At 73.5% G+C, this 19,192-nt stretch carries 17 protein-coding genes; 6 read left to right on the top strand and 11 right to left on the bottom strand.

Annotated features, from left to right (window positions below; translation table 11 throughout):
* Window positions 1-41: 41 nt before the first annotated feature.
* The 5 genes from ACIOC1_RS14040 to ACIOC1_RS14020 are packed head-to-tail and all read right to left on the bottom strand — an operon-like array spanning window position 42 to window position 4,937.
* On the bottom strand, window positions 42-1,139 hold the full coding sequence (locus ACIOC1_RS14040) for a branched-chain amino acid ABC transporter permease (protein WP_401854181.1): 1,098 nt from the start codon (window positions 1,137-1,139) through the stop codon (window positions 42-44).
* Complete coding sequence (locus ACIOC1_RS14035) at window positions 1,136-2,023, bottom strand: branched-chain amino acid ABC transporter permease (protein WP_401854179.1); 888 nt, start codon at window positions 2,021-2,023, stop codon at window positions 1,136-1,138. Before ACIOC1_RS14035 ends, ACIOC1_RS14040 begins: the two co-directional genes overlap by 4 nt.
* A complete protein-coding gene (locus ACIOC1_RS14030) occupies window positions 2,023-2,874 on the bottom strand; it encodes an ABC transporter ATP-binding protein (RefSeq protein WP_401854177.1) in 852 nt (283 codons plus the stop codon). The genes ACIOC1_RS14035 and ACIOC1_RS14030 overlap by 1 nt, the downstream gene beginning before the upstream one ends.
* A complete protein-coding gene (locus ACIOC1_RS14025; RefSeq protein WP_391162146.1) occupies window positions 2,871-3,623 on the bottom strand; it encodes an ATP-binding cassette domain-containing protein in 753 nt (250 codons plus the stop codon). The genes ACIOC1_RS14030 and ACIOC1_RS14025 overlap by 4 nt, the downstream gene beginning before the upstream one ends.
* 3 nt (window positions 3,624-3,626) lie before the next feature.
* Window positions 3,627-4,937, bottom strand: a complete 1,311-nt coding sequence (locus tag ACIOC1_RS14020; RefSeq protein ID WP_401854174.1) for a substrate-binding domain-containing protein — start codon at window positions 4,935-4,937, stop codon at window positions 3,627-3,629.
* Window positions 4,938-5,185: 248 nt separating this feature from the next.
* Between ACIOC1_RS14020 and ACIOC1_RS14015 the strand changes: the two genes are divergently transcribed.
* Together ACIOC1_RS14015 and ACIOC1_RS14010 are read left to right on the top strand one after the other, a co-directional pair.
* Entirely contained in the window at window positions 5,186-5,959 is a 774-nt protein-coding gene (locus ACIOC1_RS14015; RefSeq protein ID WP_401854172.1) for a CoA transferase subunit A, read from the top strand.
* Between the two features lie 2 nt (window positions 5,960-5,961).
* Window positions 5,962-6,612 carry a CoA transferase subunit B gene (locus ACIOC1_RS14010; protein ID WP_401854171.1) on the top strand — a complete coding sequence of 217 codons (651 nt, stop codon included), beginning with the start codon at window positions 5,962-5,964 and terminating at the stop codon, window positions 6,610-6,612.
* A gap of 34 nt (window positions 6,613-6,646) precedes the next feature.
* Here ACIOC1_RS14010 and ACIOC1_RS14005 read toward each other — a convergent pair whose 3' ends face one another.
* The 4 genes from ACIOC1_RS14005 to ACIOC1_RS13990 form a co-directional block, all read right to left on the bottom strand.
* On the bottom strand, window positions 6,647-7,549 hold the full coding sequence (locus ACIOC1_RS14005) for an alpha/beta fold hydrolase (RefSeq protein WP_401854169.1): 903 nt from the start codon (window positions 7,547-7,549) through the stop codon (window positions 6,647-6,649).
* A 98-nt stretch (window positions 7,550-7,647) separates the two neighbouring features.
* Complete coding sequence (locus ACIOC1_RS14000) at window positions 7,648-8,373, bottom strand: FAD:protein FMN transferase (RefSeq protein ID WP_391045656.1); 726 nt, start codon at window positions 8,371-8,373, stop codon at window positions 7,648-7,650.
* A 44-nt stretch (window positions 8,374-8,417) separates the two neighbouring features.
* Window positions 8,418-8,966 (bottom strand): FMN-binding protein, encoded by a 549-nt coding sequence (locus ACIOC1_RS13995; protein WP_401854166.1) that lies wholly within the window; start codon window positions 8,964-8,966, stop codon window positions 8,418-8,420.
* A gap of 91 nt (window positions 8,967-9,057) precedes the next feature.
* Window positions 9,058-10,425, bottom strand: coding sequence for a ferric reductase-like transmembrane domain-containing protein (locus ACIOC1_RS13990; protein ID WP_401854164.1), 1,368 nt, complete (start codon window positions 10,423-10,425; stop codon window positions 9,058-9,060).
* A gap of 271 nt (window positions 10,426-10,696) precedes the next feature.
* Here ACIOC1_RS13990 and ACIOC1_RS13985 point away from each other — a divergent pair, with 271 nt between their 5' ends.
* The gene (locus ACIOC1_RS13985) at window positions 10,697-11,440 is read left to right on the top strand and encodes a response regulator transcription factor (RefSeq protein ID WP_355345998.1); all 744 of its coding nucleotides are present in this window, start codon (window positions 10,697-10,699) and stop codon (window positions 11,438-11,440) included.
* A gap of 74 nt (window positions 11,441-11,514) precedes the next feature.
* Window positions 11,515-12,993 carry a sensor histidine kinase gene (locus tag ACIOC1_RS13980; protein ID WP_401854293.1) on the top strand — a complete coding sequence of 493 codons (1,479 nt, stop codon included), beginning with the start codon at window positions 11,515-11,517 and terminating at the stop codon, window positions 12,991-12,993.
* A 69-nt stretch (window positions 12,994-13,062) separates the two neighbouring features.
* Here the strand turns inward: ACIOC1_RS13980 and ACIOC1_RS13975 are convergent, their stop codons facing one another.
* Window positions 13,063-14,796: a glycoside hydrolase family 9 protein gene (locus ACIOC1_RS13975; protein WP_401854162.1), complete on the bottom strand. Its 1,734-nt coding sequence runs from the start codon at window positions 14,794-14,796 to the stop codon at window positions 13,063-13,065.
* Window positions 14,797-14,914: 118 nt separating this feature from the next.
* A complete protein-coding gene (locus ACIOC1_RS13970) occupies window positions 14,915-16,540 on the bottom strand; it encodes a purple acid phosphatase family protein (RefSeq protein ID WP_401854160.1) in 1,626 nt (541 codons plus the stop codon).
* Window positions 16,541-16,832: 292 nt separating this feature from the next.
* Between ACIOC1_RS13970 and ACIOC1_RS13965 the strand changes: the two genes are divergently transcribed.
* Window positions 16,833-18,890 carry a phosphocholine-specific phospholipase C gene (locus ACIOC1_RS13965; RefSeq protein WP_401854157.1) on the top strand — a complete coding sequence of 686 codons (2,058 nt, stop codon included), beginning with the start codon at window positions 16,833-16,835 and terminating at the stop codon, window positions 18,888-18,890.
* Between the two features lie 63 nt (window positions 18,891-18,953).
* Window positions 18,954-19,184 (top strand): cupin domain-containing protein, encoded by a 231-nt coding sequence (locus tag ACIOC1_RS13960; protein ID WP_401854290.1) that lies wholly within the window; start codon window positions 18,954-18,956, stop codon window positions 19,182-19,184.
* Window positions 19,185-19,192 lie beyond the last annotated feature (8 nt).

Genomic DNA, 19,192 nt, shown 5'->3' with positions numbered 1-19,192 from the left:
CGCCCGACCGGGACCGCCTCCCGGCCGGGACCGCCTCCCGGTCAGCTCCTCTTCCGCGCCGCCGCGCGCAGCCGTTGCGGCAGGCGGGCCACGCCGCCGGGCAGCAGGTAGACGACCACGACGAACAACGTGCCGAGCAGGAACAGGGGCTGGGAGAGCGGGACCCGCAGGACCGAGGGCAGACCGGCGACCGAGCCGGAGCCCGCGAGGTCGCCGAGCCGGTGGTCGGCCCAGGTGTAGAGGACCCCGCCGATCAGCGGGCCCCAGCGCGAGCCGGAGCCGCCGAGGACGACCATCACCAGCAGCGACAAGGTGAAGTCGGAGGTGGTGGTCTGCGGGGTGGCGCCGCCGGTCAGCAGCAGATGGACGATGCCGCCGACCGCGGCCAGCGCGCCCGCCAGCACGAAGGCCGTCAGCTTGAAGCCGTACGGCCGCAGGCCCAGCACCTCCACCCGGCGCTCGTTCTCCTTGATGCCCTCCCAGACCCGCCCGGTGGGGGAGCGGACCGCCCAGTGCACGACGGCGACGGTCACCACGAGGTAGGCGAGCGCGATCCAGTAGAGATTGACGGTGTGCTCGATGCCGACGAGTGACGCGGGCAGCCTGTCCGCGGGCACCGCCCGGCCCTCCTCGCCGCCGGTCACCCCGCCCGGGTCGCGCTCCACCAGGATCGAACCGGCCTGCGCGAACGCGAGTGTGACCATCGAGAAGGCGATCCCGCTCACCCGCAGCGACACCGAGCCCAGCAGCGCGGCCAGCGCGATCCCGAAGAGCAGCCCCAGCACGGCGGCGGCGCCGAACGGCAGCCCGGCCTCGATCATGATGACGTCGGTGGCGTACGAGCCCGCGGCGAAGTACAGCGCGTGGCCGAACGAGAGCAGGCCCGTACGGCCGAGCAGCAGGTCGTATCCGGTCGCGAGCGCGCCGAACACCAGGCACAGCGCGAGGAGTTGAAGGCTGCCCGCGCTGCCGATCGGCCCGTCGAGCAGGCCCGGCAGCGGCAGCGAGCTGTACGGGGCCGCGAGCAGCGCGGCCAGGGCGGCGGCGGGCCACCAGCGGGTGACCCGGCGCAGTTGTCCGGCCGGCGCGGGCGCCGCCTGGACGCGCGGCTCCTCGCGGGTCGGGGTGGCGGTGGTCATGCGAGCCTCCCGGTGGCGCCGTGCGGCCGGAGCAGCAGCAGCGCCGCGAGCAGGACGACGACCGCGAGATCGCCGAGCCCCGACGCGGTGTAGTAGTTGGCGAACTGCTGGACGAGGCCCACGCCGACGGCCGCGAGCGCGGCGCCCGACACCGACCCCATGCCGCCCATGACGACCACGACGAAGGCGAAGATCAGCAGCGAGGTGCCCTGGCCCGGGTCGACCGAGCCGTAGTACAGCCCGCCCAGCGCGCCGCCGAGCGCCGCCGCGGCCCCGCCGATCGCGAAGACCAGGGTGAAGGCGCGCCGGACGTCGATGCCGAGCGCGGTGACCATCGCCCGGTCCTCGACCCCGGCCCTGACGACGAGGCCGTGCCGGGTGCGGCCGAGGAACAGCCGCAGCGCCAGCAGGACGAGCACCGCGGCGCCGATCAGCACCAGCCGGTTGACGGGGACGCGCGCGCCGAACAGTCCGAAGGTGCCGGACAGGGCCGCGGGTCCGGGGAAGGTGCGCGCGTCGGCGCCCCAGATCGCCGACAGCAGCGCGGGCACCGCGAGCCCCACCCCGACGGTGGCGAGGACCTGCTCGCGCGGCCGTTCGTACAACGGGCGGATCAGGGCGAGTTCGAGCACCATCGCGGCGACGGTGCCCACAGCGGTGCCGAAGGCGACGGCGAGGACGAAGCCGAATCCGCCGGAGCCCGCGCCCGGCAGATGCCCGGAGGCGGCCCACCAGGTGCCGTACGCGCCGATGGACAGCAGCGCGCCGTGCGCGAAGTTCAGCACGTCCATCAGGCCGAAGATCAGGGAGAGGCCGGAGGCCACCAGGAAGTACAGGGCGCCGAGGCCGAGGCCGGTGGCCGAGAGCAGCACGACGGTCGACATCAGGCGCCCGCCTCCCGCGCCGCGGACGGCGGTGGGTACGACCCGGCCGCGGCCTGGACGTGCGTCCCGGCGGCGTCGGTGGCGGATTCCCTGGCGGGATCGGATGACACGGCCTCTGCCTCTCTCACGTGCGCGTCCGCGCCCTTGCGTCCGACGCCCAGCAGCCTGCGGGTCGCCTCGGGATCGGCGAGCAGGTCGGCGGCGGGGCCGCGGTGCGCGGTCCTGCCGTCCGCCAGCACCACGCAGTGCTCGGCGAGCCGCCGTACCATCGCCAGATTCTGCTCGACCAGCAGCACCGGCACCGCCTGCGCGGCCCGCTCCAGCACCCGCGCCACCTCGGTGACGACCTTCGGCGCCAGGCCCTTGGTGGGCTCGTCGGCGATGATCAGCCGGTTGCCGTTGAGCAGAGTGCGGCCGATCGCGACCATCTGCTGCTGCCCGCCGGACAGCGTTCCCGCGCGCTGCGCCGCCCGCTGCCGCAGCTCGGGGAACAGCTCGTGCACCAGCGCGTAGGCGGGCTCGCCCGCGCCGCGCCGCTCGGCCAGCCGCAGATTCTCCGCGACGGTCAGTGCCGCGAAGACCCCGCGGTCCTCCGGCGCGTAGCCGATCCCGCGCCGCACCAGGGCGTGCGTGGCGAGCCGTACCGTCTCCTGACCGGCGAAGCGCACGCTGCCGGTGCGCGGCACCAGGCCCAGCACGCCGCGCACCGTCGTGGTCTTGCCCGCGCCGTTGCGGCCGAGCAGCGCGGTCACCCCGCTCGCGGCGACGTCGAGGTCCACGCCGTGCAGGATGTGACGGCCGCCGATGACGACCTTCAAGTCCCGTACGGCCAACAGGGGTTCGACGGTCACAGCGCCTCCCCGAGATAGGCCCGCTGCACGGTGGCGTCGGCCGTGACGGCCTGCGGGGTGTCGAGCGCGAGCAGGGTGCCGTGGTGCATCACCGCGAGCCGGTCGGCCAGGCCGAGCAGCACGTCCATGTGGTGCTCGACCATCAGGACCGTGCGGCCCTCGTCGCGGTGCAGCGAGCGGATCAGCGCGGTCAGGGCCGGCACCTCCTCGGCGCTGACCCCGGCCATCGGCTCGTCGAGCAGCATCACGCGCGGCTCGCCGACCAGCAGCACCGCCAGCTCCAGCTTCCGTTTCTCGCCGTGCGACAGCGCGCTCGACAGCGCCTCGGCGCGGTGCCCGAGCCCCGTGCGCTCCAGCACCTGCCCGACCTGCCGCGCGTATCCCGCGGCGCGCCGCCAGATCCGGTACGAGCCGCCGCCCGCCGCCTGGGCGGCCAGCCGCACATGGTCGGCGACCGTCATTCCGGGCCACAGACTGGACGTCTGGAACGTCCGCCCCAGCCCGCGCCGCGCCCTGGCCGGGACGCTCTCTGCGGTGATGTCCGCGCCGTCGAGCCCGATGGACCCCCGACTGGCCGGTACGAGACCGCTGATCAGGTTGAACAGGGACGTCTTTCCCGCGCCGTTGGGACCGATGAAGGCCAGGAACTCGCCCTCGCGCACCTCGAAGGACACCTCGTCCACGATGGTCGCGCCGCCGACCGACCAGCCCACGTCACGCAACCGGAGTACCGGGGCCGTGCTCGTCACCGGTCAGCCCGCCATCTGCTTCGAGGGCGGGTTCACCGCGTCCTTGGGCAGCCTGCTGATCAGCTCCGGCTTCGCGGCGGCGCCCGTGCCGTTCAGCTTCGCCGTGAACATCGGCTGGAGCAGCGCGTGGTCCACCGCCCTGATCTGCTCGTCGCCCTTGGGGCCCTCGAACGACCAGCCCTCCAGCGCCTTCGCCATCGCGGTCGGGCTGTCCGCGCCGCCCGCCTCCACCGCGTGCACGATCATCTGCGCGGCGGTGAAGCCGTCCGGGCTGAACAGGTCGGGCGTGCCGCCCGCCTTAATGATGCCGTCGAGCATCGCCGTCTCCACCGCGTTGTGCGCTGCGCCGGGGAAGTAGTGCGCGAGGAAGGAGATCTTGGACCCGGCCGCGCCGAACAGCGGGTACGAGGCGGTGCCCGCCAGGCCCGTCACGACCTTGGTCGAGGTCACCACGCCCTGCTGGTCGAGCGCCGTCCACAGCGCGGGCGCGCTGGCCCCGGCCCAGGCGACGAAGACCAGATCCGGCTTCTTCGACTTGACCTGCTGCGCGAACGGCGTCAGATCGCCCGCGCTCGGCGGCGCCAGCACCGAGTCCACGGTCGCGCCCTGCCCGCCCAGCACCTCCTTCACGGCGGTGACATTCGCCTGCCCGAAGGCGGAGTTCTGGGTCAGCACGGTGACCCTCTTGCCCTTGGAGTCGCCCAGCAGCGACCCGGCGGTGAGGATGTCCTGGTACGACTGCCTGCCGGAGCGGAAGGTGTACGCGTTCACGCCGGTCAACGCGTCGGTGGCGGCGGGTCCCGCGATGTACAGCACCTTGTTCTGGGCGGCCAGCGGGGCCAGTTGGAGCGCCACGCCCGAGTCGGTGGTGCCCGCGATGATGTGCGTGCCCTTGCCGATCAGGGTCTTGGCCGCGGCGACGGCCTTCGCGGGGTCGCCCGCGTCGTCCTGCTCGACCACCTCGATCCGGTGGCCGCCCGCCGTGCCCTTGCCGTGAGTGGCGTACGCCAGACCGGCGTTGAAGCCGTCCAGATACTGCTTGCCGTAGGCGGCCAGCGGCCCGCTGCGCGAGTAGACCAGGCCCACCTTGACCGCCGAGTCGCTCGTGCCGTCGGAGGACTTGGCGCTGCCCGCCGTCCCCGCGGCGCTGCATCCGGCGAGCAGCACACCCGCGGTCAGCACGGCCAGCGCCGGTACGGTCCGCGTACGGAAGGCGCCCGGCCCGTTCGTCGGGCGCGGCCGACGGGACGCGGCCGGTTCGCTCGAACGGCTCGCTCGGCTCGATCTGTTGGTGCTCGATGTGCTGCGACGCATGGCGACCGGCTCCCGGGGAGGTGGATTGTTGCGCAAACCGTAGAAGCGCCCCGCCGAACCGGACATGTGGGCGGCACACGCTCCTTCCCCGCGCGCCATGTCGACAGGGACCATGGCGGCGCCGCTGCGCCGTCGCAAAGGTGACAGGACGGGCGCCAGGGGCCGGATCACGCCCGGCACGGCGGCCCGGCGCACCCTCAACTCACGCTCGACACACCCTCGATGACCCCTGCGGGGAAGGCGGACGCATGGACAAGGTGGTGGCCTCGGCCGCCCGCGTAGTGGCGGACATCCCGGACGGCGCGACACTCGCCGTCGGCGGATTCGGCCTGTGCGGCATCCCGTCGGAGCTGATCGCGGCGCTCGCCGCGGCGGGCCCGACGGATCTGCGGGTCGTCTCCAACAACTGCGGAGTGGACGACTGGGGACTCGGCCTGCTGCTCGGACTCGGCCGGATCTCGCGGGCGACCTCCTCGTACGTCGGCGAGAACAAGGAGTTCGCCCGGCGCTATCTGACGGGCGAGCTGGAGGTGGAACTCACCCCGCAGGGCACCCTCGCGGAACGGCTGCGCGCGGGCGGCTGCGGCATCCCGGCCTTCTACACCCCGGCGGGCGCCGGCACCCAGGTCGAGGAGGGCGGCCTGCCCTGGCGGTACGCGGCGGACGGCACGGTCGCGGTCGCCTCGCCGCCCAAGGAGGTACGGGACTTCGGCGGCGTACGCCATCTGCTGGAGGAGGCCATCACCGCCGACTTCGCGCTGGTCCGGGCGGCCGTCGCCGACCGGCACGGCAACTGCGCCTTCCACGCCGCCGCCCGCAACTTCAACCCGCTGTGCGCGATGGCCGGCCGGATCACCCTGGTGGAGGCCGAACGCATCGTGGAACCGGGCGAGTTGCCGCCGGACGCCGTCCACCTGCCCGGTGTGTACGTCGACCGCGTCGTGGCCGCCGATCCGACCGACAAACGCGTCGAGCGACGCACCGTCCGTACCGCCCACGCCACCTCCGACCGGGAGAACTGACCGTGCCACTCGACCGCGACCAACTCGCCGCCCGCGCCGCCCGCGAACTGCGCGACGGCCAGTACGTGAACCTCGGCATCGGCCTGCCCACGCTCGTCCCCGGCCACCTGCCCGCCGGGACCCAGGTGGTGCTGCACTCGGAGAACGGCGTCCTGGGCGTCGGCCCCTACCCGTACGACGGCGACGAGCACCCCGACCTGATCAACGCGGGCAAGGAGACGGTCACCGTGGCACCCGGCGCCGCGTACTTCGACTCCGCCGCCTCCTTCGGCATGGTGCGCTCCGGCCGGATCGACGTGTCGGTGCTCGGCGCCATGCAGGTCTCCGCCCGCGGTGACCTGGCGAACTGGATGATCCCCGGCAAGATGGTCAAGGGCATGGGCGGGGCCATGGACCTCGTGCACGGCGCCCGCCGGATCGTGGTGGTCATGGAACACACCGCCAAGGACGGCTCCCCGAAGATCGTCGGGGAACTGACCCTGCCCGCCACCGGCCGCCGCGTCGTGCACCGCGTGATCACCGACCTCGCGGTCCTCGACGTCACCCCCGAAGGACTGCGGCTGGCCGAACTGGCCCCCGGCGTCGGCGTGGAGGAGGTACGGGCGGCGACCGGGGCGGACCTGCTGGTGCCGGACGCGGTGGCGCGGGGCTGACCGCCCCGCGCCGTACGGGCCGTGGCCCGGAGGATCAGCTCCGGGCCGCTGCCGCCGTGCGCCGTACCGCGTCCGTCAGGTGCCCGGCCACCAGGCGGGCGCCGGGCTCGCCGAGCAGCACCGAGTAGTGGTTGACGCCTGGCACGAAGTGCAGGGCGATCCCCTGCGCCACCAGGCCGCTCGCCGCGATCACCTGGGGCGCGTACAGCCCGGTCGGCTCGTCCGACAGCCCCCGCTCGGCCCACAACAGCCGCGTGGGGACGGTGATTTCGTGGATCGCGGCGAAGACGTCCGGGTTGCGCAGCTCGTCCGCCGCGTCCTCGCGGATCGCGTCCGCCCGGCACGCCGACCTCAAGTGCGGTGCCTCGCCGGTGAGATCGCGGTCGAGATATGCGGCGAGCAGCGGCCCGCCGAGCGTGCTGAACGCCGGGTGCTCCGCCCAGAAGGCGTGGTAAGCGGCGCGGTCGGCGAACTCCATCTCCAGCTTGCGCATCGCGGGTCCGACCACGGCGTGCAGCACCGCGTCGATGTCCACGCCCGCGGGTACGGGGAAGCCCAAGCCGCCGTCGACCAGCACGAGTTCGCAGTAGCGCCCCGGATCGCGGCGCGCGGCGACGCACGCCGCGTAGCCGCCCATGGAGTGCCCGGCCAGCACCGCCCGTTCGACGCCGAAGCGGTCGAGCACGGCGAGCATGTCGTCGGCGTGCCGGGCCATCGAACAGGCGCCCGCCACCTCCCGGCTGAGCCCGCGCCCGCGCAGGTCGGGCGCCAGGATCTCGACCCCGTCGAGCGCTTCGGCGACCTGCGCCCAGGCCAGGCCGTTGCTGGCGATCCCGTGCAGCGCCAGCACCACAGGGCCGCCCGCCGGGCCCGGCCAGCGCCGTACCGCCAGCCGTCCGCCCGGCACCTCGACGCCGACATCCTCGAATTCCCGCATGTGCGCTCCCGCGATCCGCTCGCGCCGTCCCGTACGGCCCGAGCAGGATAGGGGCCGATCCGGCGGCCGGGCATGGGCGCGGCCCACACAGCGGGGGTTCAGGGTGTGTGGGCGGCGGTGGTCACGCCGTAACCGGCGGTCTGCCATGTGGCGCCGTCCGCCGCGACCGCGAAGCCCTCGGTGTCGGGGAGGGATTCGAGCCAGCGGCGGGCGCGGGCGGGACCCATCGCGTAGCCGGCGGTGGCGCGGGCGTCCGCGTCGGTCAGGCCGCGGCAGACCACGGTGAGGGAGGCGAGCGCGGGGGCGGGCGGCTGATGGGTGAAGGGGTCCAGGATGTGGCAGCCGCGCTCGGCGGGACCCGAGGTGGCGACGGCCAGTTCGCCGTCGGTGTGCACCACGCGGACCAGCGCGCCCGGCCGCAGCGGGTCGGCGACACCGATCCGCCAGGGGCCGCCGTACACCTGTACGTCGCCCCCGCCGTTGAGGCACACCGCGTCGGCGCCCGCGGAGGCCAGCATGGCGACGGCCCGCTCCACCGCCCACCCCTTCACCAGCCCGGTCGGGTCGAAGCCGCCCGCGTACCCGGTACTGAACCAGCCGTGACTGAGCCGTCCGGCCGTCTCGCACAGCGCCAGCACCTCCCGCACGTCGGGGGAGCAGGCCGACAGTGTGAGCGTGCCGGCGGCGAGCCGGCTGATTTGGCTGTCGGGGCGGTAGGTGGAGAAGACCTCGTCGACATGGTGCAGCCAGGCCGCCGCCGCGTGCAGCGCCGCCGCCACACGGTCGCCGCCGCCCCGCACGTCGAAGGAGAAGACCGTGCCCATCGTGTGTTCCACCCGGCGCGGCCGGGCCCGCGTGTCGGACACGGTCAGACCCCCGCCTTGTCCAACGCGCTCTGGAGCGACCGCACATACCCCTCGCTGGTGTACGTCGCCCCGGACACGGTGTCGATCTTCGCGCTCTGCGCGGCCAGCGTCTCCTGGGTGAGCTGCGGGATCGCGAAGCCGGAGATCTCACCGTCCCTGGGATTGTCGTTCGGCAACTGAACGGCCTTCACCGCGGTGATCCTGCCGCCGGTGAGGGTGAGCCGGAGCTGGACGGGACCGTAGCGGGTCTGCGCGGTGTCGCCGTCGACCGTCCTGGTGCCCGAAGTCCCCTTCGAGGACGAGCCGTTGGACGGGCCGTTGGAGGAACCGCTGGACGAGCCGTTGGAGGAACCGCTGGACGGGCCGTTGGAGGAGCCGGACGTCCCCGACGTCGCGGACGGCGCCGGTGCGGGGGCCGCGGAGCCCGCGGCCACGTCACCCGCGCCCGCCGTCGTGTGCGGCTTGAGGGTCAGCAGCAGCACCACACCGGCGACGGTGGCCAGGGTGCTCAACAGGACGCGCCGCAAAGGGCGCGCGGGAAAGGCGCTCATGGACGGCTCTCACCTCGGTTCACCATCTGGCTCACGACATGGTTCACGGCACGGCTCACGGCACGGCTCACGGCATGGTTCACGGCACGGCTCACAGTTCGAAGGACTCGTGATGGATGTGGCGGGCCGGGACACCCGCCGCGCGCAGCGCCTCGAACGACGCCCGCGCCATTCCGGGCGGCCCGCACAGGAACACGTCGTGCCGCGCGATGTCCGGCAGCGTGGCGCGCAGGGTGTCCGCGCTGAGGACGGGCCGCCGGCCGTCGGGCGCGTTGACCGCGAAGTGTAGACGGGCGCCGCGCACGGCGGCGATCCGCTCCAGTTCGCCGCGCAGCGCCAGATCGGCCTCGGTGCGCGCCCGGTAGACCAGCGTCAGGTCGCCGGGCCCCGCGGGCAGCGACTCGAACAGCGCCCGCAGCGGGGTCACCCCGACCCCGCCCGCGAGCAGCAGCACCTTCTGCCGGGTCCTGCGCTCCGCGGTCAGCGCGCCGTACGGTCCCTCGGCCCAGATCCGGGTGCCGGGCCGCAGTCCGGCCAGCGCCGTACTGTGCTCGCCCACCGCCTTCACGGTGATCCGGAGCAGGTCGGGACGCGGCGCGGCGGACAGCGAGTACGGGCTGGCCGTCCACCACAGGCCGGGCGTCAGGAACCGCCAGCGCAGGAACTGCCCCGGCCGCGCCGCCAGTTCGGGCAGCCGCCGGCCGCGTATGAGCACCGACACCACCCCCGGCGCCTCCCGTACCACCGACGCCACCCGCAGCCGGTGCCGCAGATTCAGCCGCTGCGGCACCAGCACCCGGTACCAGAGCGCCGCCGCCGCGACACCGAGGTACAGCGCGTACCAGAGCCCGCGCGCGACCGTGCCGCCCGCGAAGTCCGCGCCGAGCGCGAGCTGGTGCCAGAAGGCCAGGAAGATCGCCAGATACGTCAGCAGGTGCAGGTAGTACCAGGTCTCGTAGCGGACCTTGCGGCGTACCGCGCGTACCGACACCGCTCCGACGACCAGCAGGAGCAGACCGCCGATCGTGCCCTTGAGCATGTCCGGATAGGTGAACACCACCGTCCATGTCTCGCCGAGCACCGAGGCGTGCGCCTGCGCCGCGTAACCCCACAGGATCAGCGTGATGTGCGCGATCAGCAGGCAGACGGTGTAGCGCCCGGCCATCGCGTGCCAGCGCGCCACCCGGTCGCTGCCCGCCCCCTGCTCAAGGGCGGGAATCCGGGCCATCAGGCCGACCAGCAGCGCGCAGCAGTAACCGGTCAGCAGCCCGGCGATCCGGCCCGCGCCGATCAGCCAGCCCGCGGGGCCGACGACCGACGACGTGTCCTGCCACCACAGCGCGATCACCGCCGCCGCGCCCGCCCAGCCCAGGGCCAGCACCACGACGGCCGGTGACCGCCTGCCGGGATACGTCACCGCGTGCCGCGCGGTGGTGCGGGGGCTGTGGGTGCCGCTCATGTTTTGCCGCTCACGGTGGTTCCCTTCCTGGTCGTACGCTTGCCACTGTGCGGGCGGAACCTCTGAGCCAGCTCTGAATCGGCGCCCCGGCCGCGGACTCACAGGTGATCCAGAGGCTCACGGCGGCCCGCGGGACCCGTGGTGACGGCGCCGCGCGGGCGGCTCGCTCACCGATCGGCGACAGGACTCACACGACCCACAGGACTCACAGGGAACGCAGAGGCGCCCGCCCTCGCCGCGCGACCGCCCGCCGGGCGATGCTGGAAGGACCATGGACATCACAGACAGCGCGGCACCGCACCCCCTCGCCCACCCGGACGGCTCCCCGGTCCGGGTCCTCGTCGTGGACGACGAACCCGACCTCGCCGAAGTGCTGTCCGGTGTCCTCGCCTACGAGGGCTGGCAGGTGCGCACCGCCGGTGACGTCGCCTCCGCGGTCGCCGAGGCGCGGGCCTTCCGTCCCGACGCGGTCGTGCTCGACGTGATGCTTCCCGACGGCGACGGCCTGTCCGTACTGCGCCGGCTCCGCGCGAGCCAGCCCGAGGTGTGCGTGCTGTTCCTCACCGCGCGCGACTCCGTCGAGGACCGGATCGCGGGCATCACGGCGGGCGGCGACGACTACGTCACCAAGCCGTTCAGCCTGGAGGAACTGCTGGCCAGGCTGCGCGGACTGCTGCGCCGGGCGGGCATGACCAGGGCGCGCGGCGACGCGGCCGTCCTCACCGTCGGCGATCTCGTCATGGACGAGGACGCGCGGGAGGTGACGCGCGGCGGGGCGGTCGTCGAGCTGTCCCCGACCGAGTTCGAGCTGCTGCGGTATCTGATGCGCAATCCGCGCCGGGTACTGAGCAAGGCGCAGATCCTCGACCGCGTGTGGTCGTACGACTTCGGCGGCCAGGCGCATGTGGTCGAGCTGTACATCAGCTACCTGCGCCGCAAGATCGACAGCGGGCGCGAGCCGATGATCCACACGGTGCGCGGCGCGGGCTACCTGCTGAAGGCGCCGCCGTGGTGAGGCGGCCGTCGCCGCGCACCGGCCGTCGCTCCACGCCGCTCGCTCTCGCGTCGCGGGTCCTCGTACCGCGCACGCTGCGCGCCCGGCTCACCTGCGGCCTCGTGGTGCTGCTCGCGCTGAGCTGCGCCGCCGTGGGCATCGCGGCGGTCGTCGCACTGCGGTCCTTCCTCGGCGAACGGCTCGACCAGCAGCTCTCGGAGGCCGGGGGCGCGTTCCCCGCCAGCCTGGAACACGCGCACGGCGCGGGGGAGCCGGACGCGGACAACGTCCATGTGGACACCCGCCGCCAGGCGCGCGGCACCTTCGGGGCGCGGCTGCTCAAAGGCCGGGTCACGGCCGCCGCCGTGGTCCGCGCGGGCACGGACACCACGGTACGGCTGACCCCCGACGACCGGACCGCCCTCGCGGCGGTCCCCGTCGACGGCCACTGCCACCGGGTCGATCTGTCCTCGCTCGGCGACTACCAGGTCAAAGCGGTGGCGGGCGACGACGGGGACGTCCTGATCACCGGGCTGCCCCGGCAGGGCATCGAGGACGCCGAGACGCGGCTGATCGCGGTGGAGGCGGCCGTCTTCGGCGGCGCGCTGGTCGTGGCGGGGGCCGCGGGCGCCTTCTGGGTGCGCTGGTCGCTGCGACCGCTGCGCCGGGTGGCCGCGACCGCCGCCTCGGTGACCGCGCTGCCGCTGGACAGCGGAGAGGTGGCGCTGCCCGACCGCGTGCCCGACACCGACCCCGGGACCGAGGTCGGGCAGGTCGGCGCGGCCTTCAACCGCATGCTCGGACATGTCGAGGGCGCGCTGACCACCCGGCACGCCAGCGAGGAACGGCTGCGGCGCTTCGCCGCCGACGCCAGCCACGAACTGCGCACCCCGGTCGCCGCGATCCGCGGCCACGCGGAGCTCGCGCAGCGGCACCCCGGCCCGGTACCGCCCGGTGTGACGCGGGCACTGGACCGGATCGCGGCGGAGTCCGCGCGGATGGGCGGTATGGTCGACGACCTGCTGCTGCTCGCGCGGCTCGACGCGGGCCGCCCGCTGGCCCGTGAGCCGGTCGACCTGACGCGCCTCGTCCTCGACGCGGTCGACGATGCCAGGGCCGCGGGCCCCGGCCACCGCTGGCTGCTGGACCTGCCCGCCGAACCGGTCACCGTCACCGGCGACGCCGCCCGGCTCCAGCAGATCACCGGGAATCTGCTGACCAACGCCCGTGTGCACACCCGCGAGGGGACCCGCGTCACGGTACGGCTGCGCCACGACGGCGCCGCGACCGTCCTCACCGTCGCGGACAACGGCGGCGGTGTCCCGCCCGCCATCCAGCGCACCGTCTTCGAACGCTTCGCCCGCGCCGACCACCACCGCGCCGACGACCGGCGCGCCGACCCCGCCGCCGGCCCCGCCGCCGGCCACGGCGCCGGTCTGGGCCTGGCCATCGTCACGGCGGTCGCCGCGGCCCACGGCGGCACGGTCACCCTCACCAGCGAGCCGGGCGACACCTCTTTCACGGTGACGCTCCCGGACGCGCCGCCCGAGCGGCCGGGAGCGTCGGCGGTCTGACGCGGGGTTCCGCGAGGCTTCCCGCGAGGCCGCCGCACCGGTCCGGACACCGCCGCCCCGGCCGTTTCCTCAGCGGGCCGACGCCACCGCCAGCAGGAACCAGCCGGTGTGCGGGATCCACTGCTCGGCCCAGCGCCAGCCCTCGGCCTCGGGGGCGTCGGCGGGAAGGAAGGCGATGTCGTCCTCGTCGGTCCAGCCGGAGGTGATGCCGTTGACGATGCCGCCGGGGATGTTGGGGAAGTCCGACTCGTAGTCGACATTGTGACGGCCGCGGCCGTGCAGCATCGAGACGTCGAAGGGGTTGCGGCCGGTGATCCAGGCGAGCTGGTCGTCGGCGAAGCCGAGCAGCAGGTCGCGGTCGGCCTGCGCCGTGCCGGGCAGGTCGGCGCAGGTGTTCGCGGCGGCGGCCAGCGAGGCGATGGTGGCGTTCTCGCCCTGCCACCAGTAGCCGGTCTCGTTGTCGTGCGGGAAGAAGAAGGCGTCGCGCGGTGTGCCCCCCGCGGGCTGCACGCGCTGTCGGGGATAGCCGAAGGGATTCGGCACCGAACGGGTCCTGGCCACGGTGTCGAGCACGGCCTCCAGGGCGAGCGCGCTCGCGGCCCCGGCCTCGGGCGCGTCCGGCAGCACGGCGGCGAAGCGGGCGAGGGCGAGCGCGGGCAGCCCGGCCTCGGCGGCGTGGAAGAACGGCCGCCCCTCGGCGTCCGCTCCGAACCAGCCGGGGCCGTGCGCGGGCCGTACGTACCGCGCCAGCAGCGACCGTACGCGCAGCCGGGCCGCGTCCCGCGCCGCGGCCGGGACCGTACCGCCGCCCGCCGCGACCAGCTCGCAGGCGGCCAGCAGCGCCGTGTAGTCGTCGAGGACCGTCTCGGCCCCGCCGACGACGTATTCGGTGTTGTGCGCCTCGAGGTGCGTGAAGCCCTCGACGGCCGCCGCCAGGTACTCGGGTCCGGTGAAGTCGCCGTGGTCGTCCAGGGTCGAGGCGCGGGCGAGGGCCGCGATGGCCAGGCCGCCGCCGTGCCGGTACGCGGCCTGGTAGCGGTCGGTGCGCACGCACTCCGGGAGCGGCGCCGTCACGACGCGTTCTTCGAGCCGCTTGGTGAGCGCGTCGAAGATTCCGGTGTAGAAGTAACCCTCGGGGGAGCGGAAGCGGACCAGGAAGTCGGCGCCCCACAGCGCCTCGTCGCGCAGCCGCGCGCTCAACGAGCGGACCAGCAGCGGGTGTCGCTCGGCGACCGCGTCCCGCGCGGCCATCATGGCCCACGCGCACAGCGGGATCTGCTGCGGACTCATGGTGCGGGTGTACGTGAGGTGGCTGAGGAATTTGCTGGTGTCGCCGCTCGCGTCGAGCCAGCCGCCGCGCGCGTCGACCTCCCGGCCGCTGTCGTCGCCCCACAGCGCGGCGCGCCGGTCCTTGCGGTCGATCTCGCCGCTGGAGCGCATCGCCTTGAAGTACGCCAGCACGTCGGACATCGTCTGCCGCTGGAGCCGGTCGGCGGCCACCTCGAAGTCGTCCGAGACACAGGTGCGGCCGCGGCCGTCGACCAGGCGGACCGCATACCGGCCGGGCGCGAGGCCGGTGGGCAGCGGCACCCGGGCGAAGGGACCGCCGTGCCAGCCGGGCACGGACTCCAGCGGGCCGGGTTCCAGCTCGTGCAGCGAGCCGCCGTCGGCGCCGAGCAACTGCACGCGCCGCGGGGCCCTTCCGTCGGGCAGGACCGCCACGACCGCGGGTGCGCCGCCGAGTCCGTAACCGAGGTGCGCTACGCGTACCGCCGAGGTCTCCAAGCCGGTTTCGATGGGCACCTGCGGGCACCGTCCCTTCTCTCGTGCCCGCAAAGGTATGCAGTGGACTGCTATTGGTCAACAGTGATCGTGGGGGCGGCCGGGCACGCGCCCGGCCGCCCGGGAACAGCGCGCGACCTCAGTGCCGGCCGCCGTCCGACCGCTTGCGGTGCAGCGTGAACGTCTCGAAGACCGACAGCTCGCCGTTCGGCTTGTTCACGTTGTAGTACGTGACGTGCATCCGCGTGGTGTCGCCCGCGTGACGGCCCGGATCGACGGTGAACGCCGCGAAGCCGTAGGGGTGGTCGACATCGCGCACGCCCGCCCAGACCGCCTGCTCCCGCACGTACGTGGCCGTCCGCTTGCCGTTGGAGCCGGGCGCCGAGGAGACCGCGGTGATGACCTTGCCGGTGCCGTCCTTGAAGAACGACTGGTTGGTCGTGCCCGAGACCCCGCCGCCGCCGAGCACCATGTGCACGGTGCCGAGACCGGTGTCGATGTCGTCGGTGGCGTGCGACACCGGGTTCGGCGTCAGCGTCTCGCTGCCGCCGACCACACCGCGGACGGCCAGCGACCGCTCGTAGTTGTGCTCGTGGCCGCAGACCACCAGGTCGACGCCGTAGCGGTCGAACAGCGGCCCGTACTTCTCGCGCAGGCCCAGGTCGGCGCCGTTGGCGTCCGTCGAGCTGACCATCACCTGGTGCATGGCGACGACCACCCAGTCGATGTCGCGGTCGGCCCGCGCCGTCCGCAACTCCTTCTCCAGGAAGGCGAGTTGACGGCCGCCGGAGTAGCCGTTGATGTAGACGTCGCCGCCGTCCTGGAGGCAGTTGTCGTCGTTCTGGAGCACGATCACCCGCACCGAACCGGCGGTGAACGCGTACCAGAGGTTGGCCAGTTCGCGGTCGCTCTCGGTCGACGGGAGCTGGAAGTACGTCTGGTACGCGCCGAGGCCGAGCGGGCCGTTCGCGGACTCGATCTCGTGGTTGCCCGCGGCGGGCATCCACGGCCGGAAGCGCGCCGAACGGCTGTTGTTGGTGAAGAAGTTGTTCCAGGTGCGGACCCGGTCGACGTCCAGATTCGCGTAGCACAGGTCGCCGTTGAGCAGGTGGAACAGCGGCGCGACCTGCTCGATGCCGGTGACGATGTCCTTGGTGGCGGGCGTGGAGTTGGCGTCGAGGCCCACCGCGCCGGTGCTGGTCCAGGTGACCTGCGGCGCCGACTGGTCGCCGAAGCTGGTGAAGGTCAGCGGCTGACGGCCGCGCGGCGCGGTCCTGAAGGTGCCGCTGTCCGGCGCGGCGCCGTCGTGCGACACCAGGTACAGGTACTCGGTGCCGGGCGAGAGCCGGTCGATCGCGGCGTGGTGCACGTACACGACCCGGCCGGACTTGCCGTCGCTGTAGGAGCGGGTCCGCGCCGAGGCGACCGATCCCAGACCGTGGCTGATCGTGCCGTACCGCACCCGCGGGCGCTTGACCGGGCCGTCGGTCAGCCAGGACACCACCATCTGGCTGCCGGGGTCCCTGCCGAAGGTGAGGTGCAGCCCCTGCACCGGGGACGCGCCGCTCGCGTCGGGCGTGGGGTGGAAGGCGGGGGCGGCGCTCGCGGGTGTGCCGGACGGGGACGGCGCGGCGGCGGACGCGGGGCCCGCGGTCAGCAGCGGCGCCGCGACCGCGCCGACACCGGCGGTGCCGAGCAGGCCGACGGCCGTACGGCGGCTGAGGCGGTCTCCTGACGGACCCGGTGTCTCCATCTGTGCGACCATCGTTGCTCCTTGGTGCGGTGCGGGGTCTCGCGACACGAACCTCCGAAGGCTCCCGCCCGTCGGCGACGGCCAGTTGAACGCCGCCTGTCGCACACGCGGCGGAATCCTGTGACCCGCCGGGCGCGGCGAGGGCCCCGCCCCTCGTCGGGCGAACGGCCGTGTGCGCCGGGCCTGTTCGTGACGCGTACCGCCCGCTGTCACGCGCCGGACACCGGCAGGTCGCCTGTGGTCGCTGCTGTGGGAGGACCCTGCACTGCGCGCATCCCCCTACCGCGAAGAGGTCCTCGGATCCATGTCTGAACTCAACCGGCGGCGGTTCCTCCAGATAGCCGGTGCCACCGCGGGCTTCACCGCCCTGTCCAGCAGCATCGCCCGCGCCGCCGCGATCCCGGCCAGCCGCAGGACCGGCACCCTCAAGGACATCGACCACATCGTCGTCCTGATGCAGGAGAACCGGTCCTTCGACCACTACTTCGGCGCGATGAAGGGGGTCCGCGGCTTCGGCGACCCGCGCCCGGTGTCCCTGCCCAACGGCAAGTCGGTGTTCCACCAGCCGGACGGCGACAAGGAGGTGCTGCCCTTCCACCCGGACGTGGACGACCTCGGACTCCAGTTCATCGAGGGCCTCAACCACGAGTGGATCGGCAGCCACGCCGCCGTCAACGACGGTAAGTACGACCAGTGGATCCCCGCCAAGGGCACCGGCACGATGGCGCACCTGACGCGCGGCGACATCCCGTTCCACTACGCGCTCGCCGACGCATTCACCGTCTGCGACGCGTACCACTGCTCGTTCACCGGCGGCACCGACCCCAACCGCTACTACATGTGGTCGGGATACACGGGCAACGACGGCAGGGGCAACGGCCCGGTGCTCGACAACTCCGAGGCCGGGTACGACTGGACGACGTACCCGGAGCGGCTGGAGAAGGCGAAGATCTCCTGGAAGGTCTACCAGGACATCGGCGACGGCCTGGACGGTGACCACTCCTGGGGCTGGATCCCGGACGCCTACCGCGGCAACTACGGGGACAACTCCCTGCTCTACTTCGACAATTACCGCAACGCCAAGCCCGGCGACGCGCTCTACGAGAAGGCCCGCACCGGAACCGACGCCAAGGCGGGCGACGGCTTCTTCGACGTGCTCAAGGCCGACGTCTCGGCGGGCAGGCTGCCGCAGATCTCCTGGATCGCCGCGCCCGAGGCGTTCTCGGAGCACCCCAACTGGCCCGCGAACTACGGCGCCTGGTACATCTCGCAGGTCCTGGACGCGCTCACCACCAACCCCGAGGTGTGGAGCAGGACCGCGCTGTTCATCACCTACGACGAGAACGACGGGTACTTCGACCACGTCGTCCCGCCCTTCGCCCCGCTCACCGCGGACGGCGGCGCCTCCACCGTCAGCACGCGGGGTGAGATCTTCCCGGGCAACGGCACCTACGCGGCCGGCGCGTACGGGCTCGGCCAGCGCGTCCCGATGCTGGTGGTCTCGCCCTGGAGCACCGGCGGCTACGTCTGCTCCGAGGTCTTCGACCACACCTCGATCATCCGCTTCATGGAGCGCCGCTTCGGCGTGCACGAGCCCAACATCTCGCCCTGGCGGCGTACCGTCTGCGGCGATCTGACCTCCGCCTTCGACTTCAAGCTCACGCGGGACCGGCCCCCGCACCTGCCCGGCACCGACGGCTACCGGCCGCCGGACGGCGACCGGCACGACAGCTACGTCCCGGTGCCGCCCGCCCGCCAGGCCGTGCCCACGCAGGAGCGCGGCGCCCGGCCGACCCGCCCGCTGCCGTACGCGCCGCTGGTCGACGCGGCCGTCACGCCGTCCACCGGCCTGGTCACCCTCACCTTCGGCGGCGGTGTCGCCGCGGGCGTCTGCTTCCACGTCACCGCCGCGGACCGCGCCGACGGCCCGTGGACGTACACCACCGAGGCGGGCAAGAAGCTCTCCGGCGCCTGGGATACGGCCGCGACCGGCGGCGGCTACGACCTCACCGTGCACGGCCCCAACGGCTTCCTGCGCGCCTTCCGCGGCGCGGTCGCCACATCCGGCGCGGAGGTGACGGCCCGTCACGACGCCGCGAGCGAACGGGTGGAGCTGACCATGAGCAACTCCGGCCGCCGCGACGTCCGGCTCACGGTCACCAACTCCTACGACGGCCGCCACCACACGTACGTGGTCCGCGCCGGGCGCCGCGAGACGCACTCGGTCGACGTCCGCGCGGGCAAGCGCTGGTACGACCTCACGGTGGTCGCCGACCACGACGGCGCGTTCCTGCGGCGCTTCGCGGGCCACGTCGAGACGGGCCGCCCCGGCGTGAGCGACCCGGCGATCAGGACGCACTGACGGCGACCTGGGCAGCGGACCCGGGCAGCGGTTCCGACGGCCGTCCCCGAGGACACCGACGAGCTGTTCCTGGTCGTCAGCGGCCGTCTCACCATCCAGCTCCGCGACGGCGACGTCGTCCTCGGCCCCGGTGAGCTGTACGTCGTCCCCGAGGGCGTCGAGCACTGCCCCCGCGCCGACGAGGAGACCGCCATCCTCCTGCTGGAGCCCGCGGGCATGCTGGAGCCCGCGGGCACCCTCAACACCGGCAGCGCGGGCGGCCCGCTGACCCTGGCGGCCGTCCCGCTGGACTGAGGTCTCCC

The sequence above is a fragment of the Streptomyces sp. NPDC088197 genome (genome assembly GCF_044741185.1).
In the GTDB taxonomy this organism is placed as follows: domain Bacteria; phylum Actinomycetota; class Actinomycetes; order Streptomycetales; family Streptomycetaceae; genus Actinacidiphila.
This window is presented reverse-complemented; position numbering and strand designations above follow the sequence as displayed.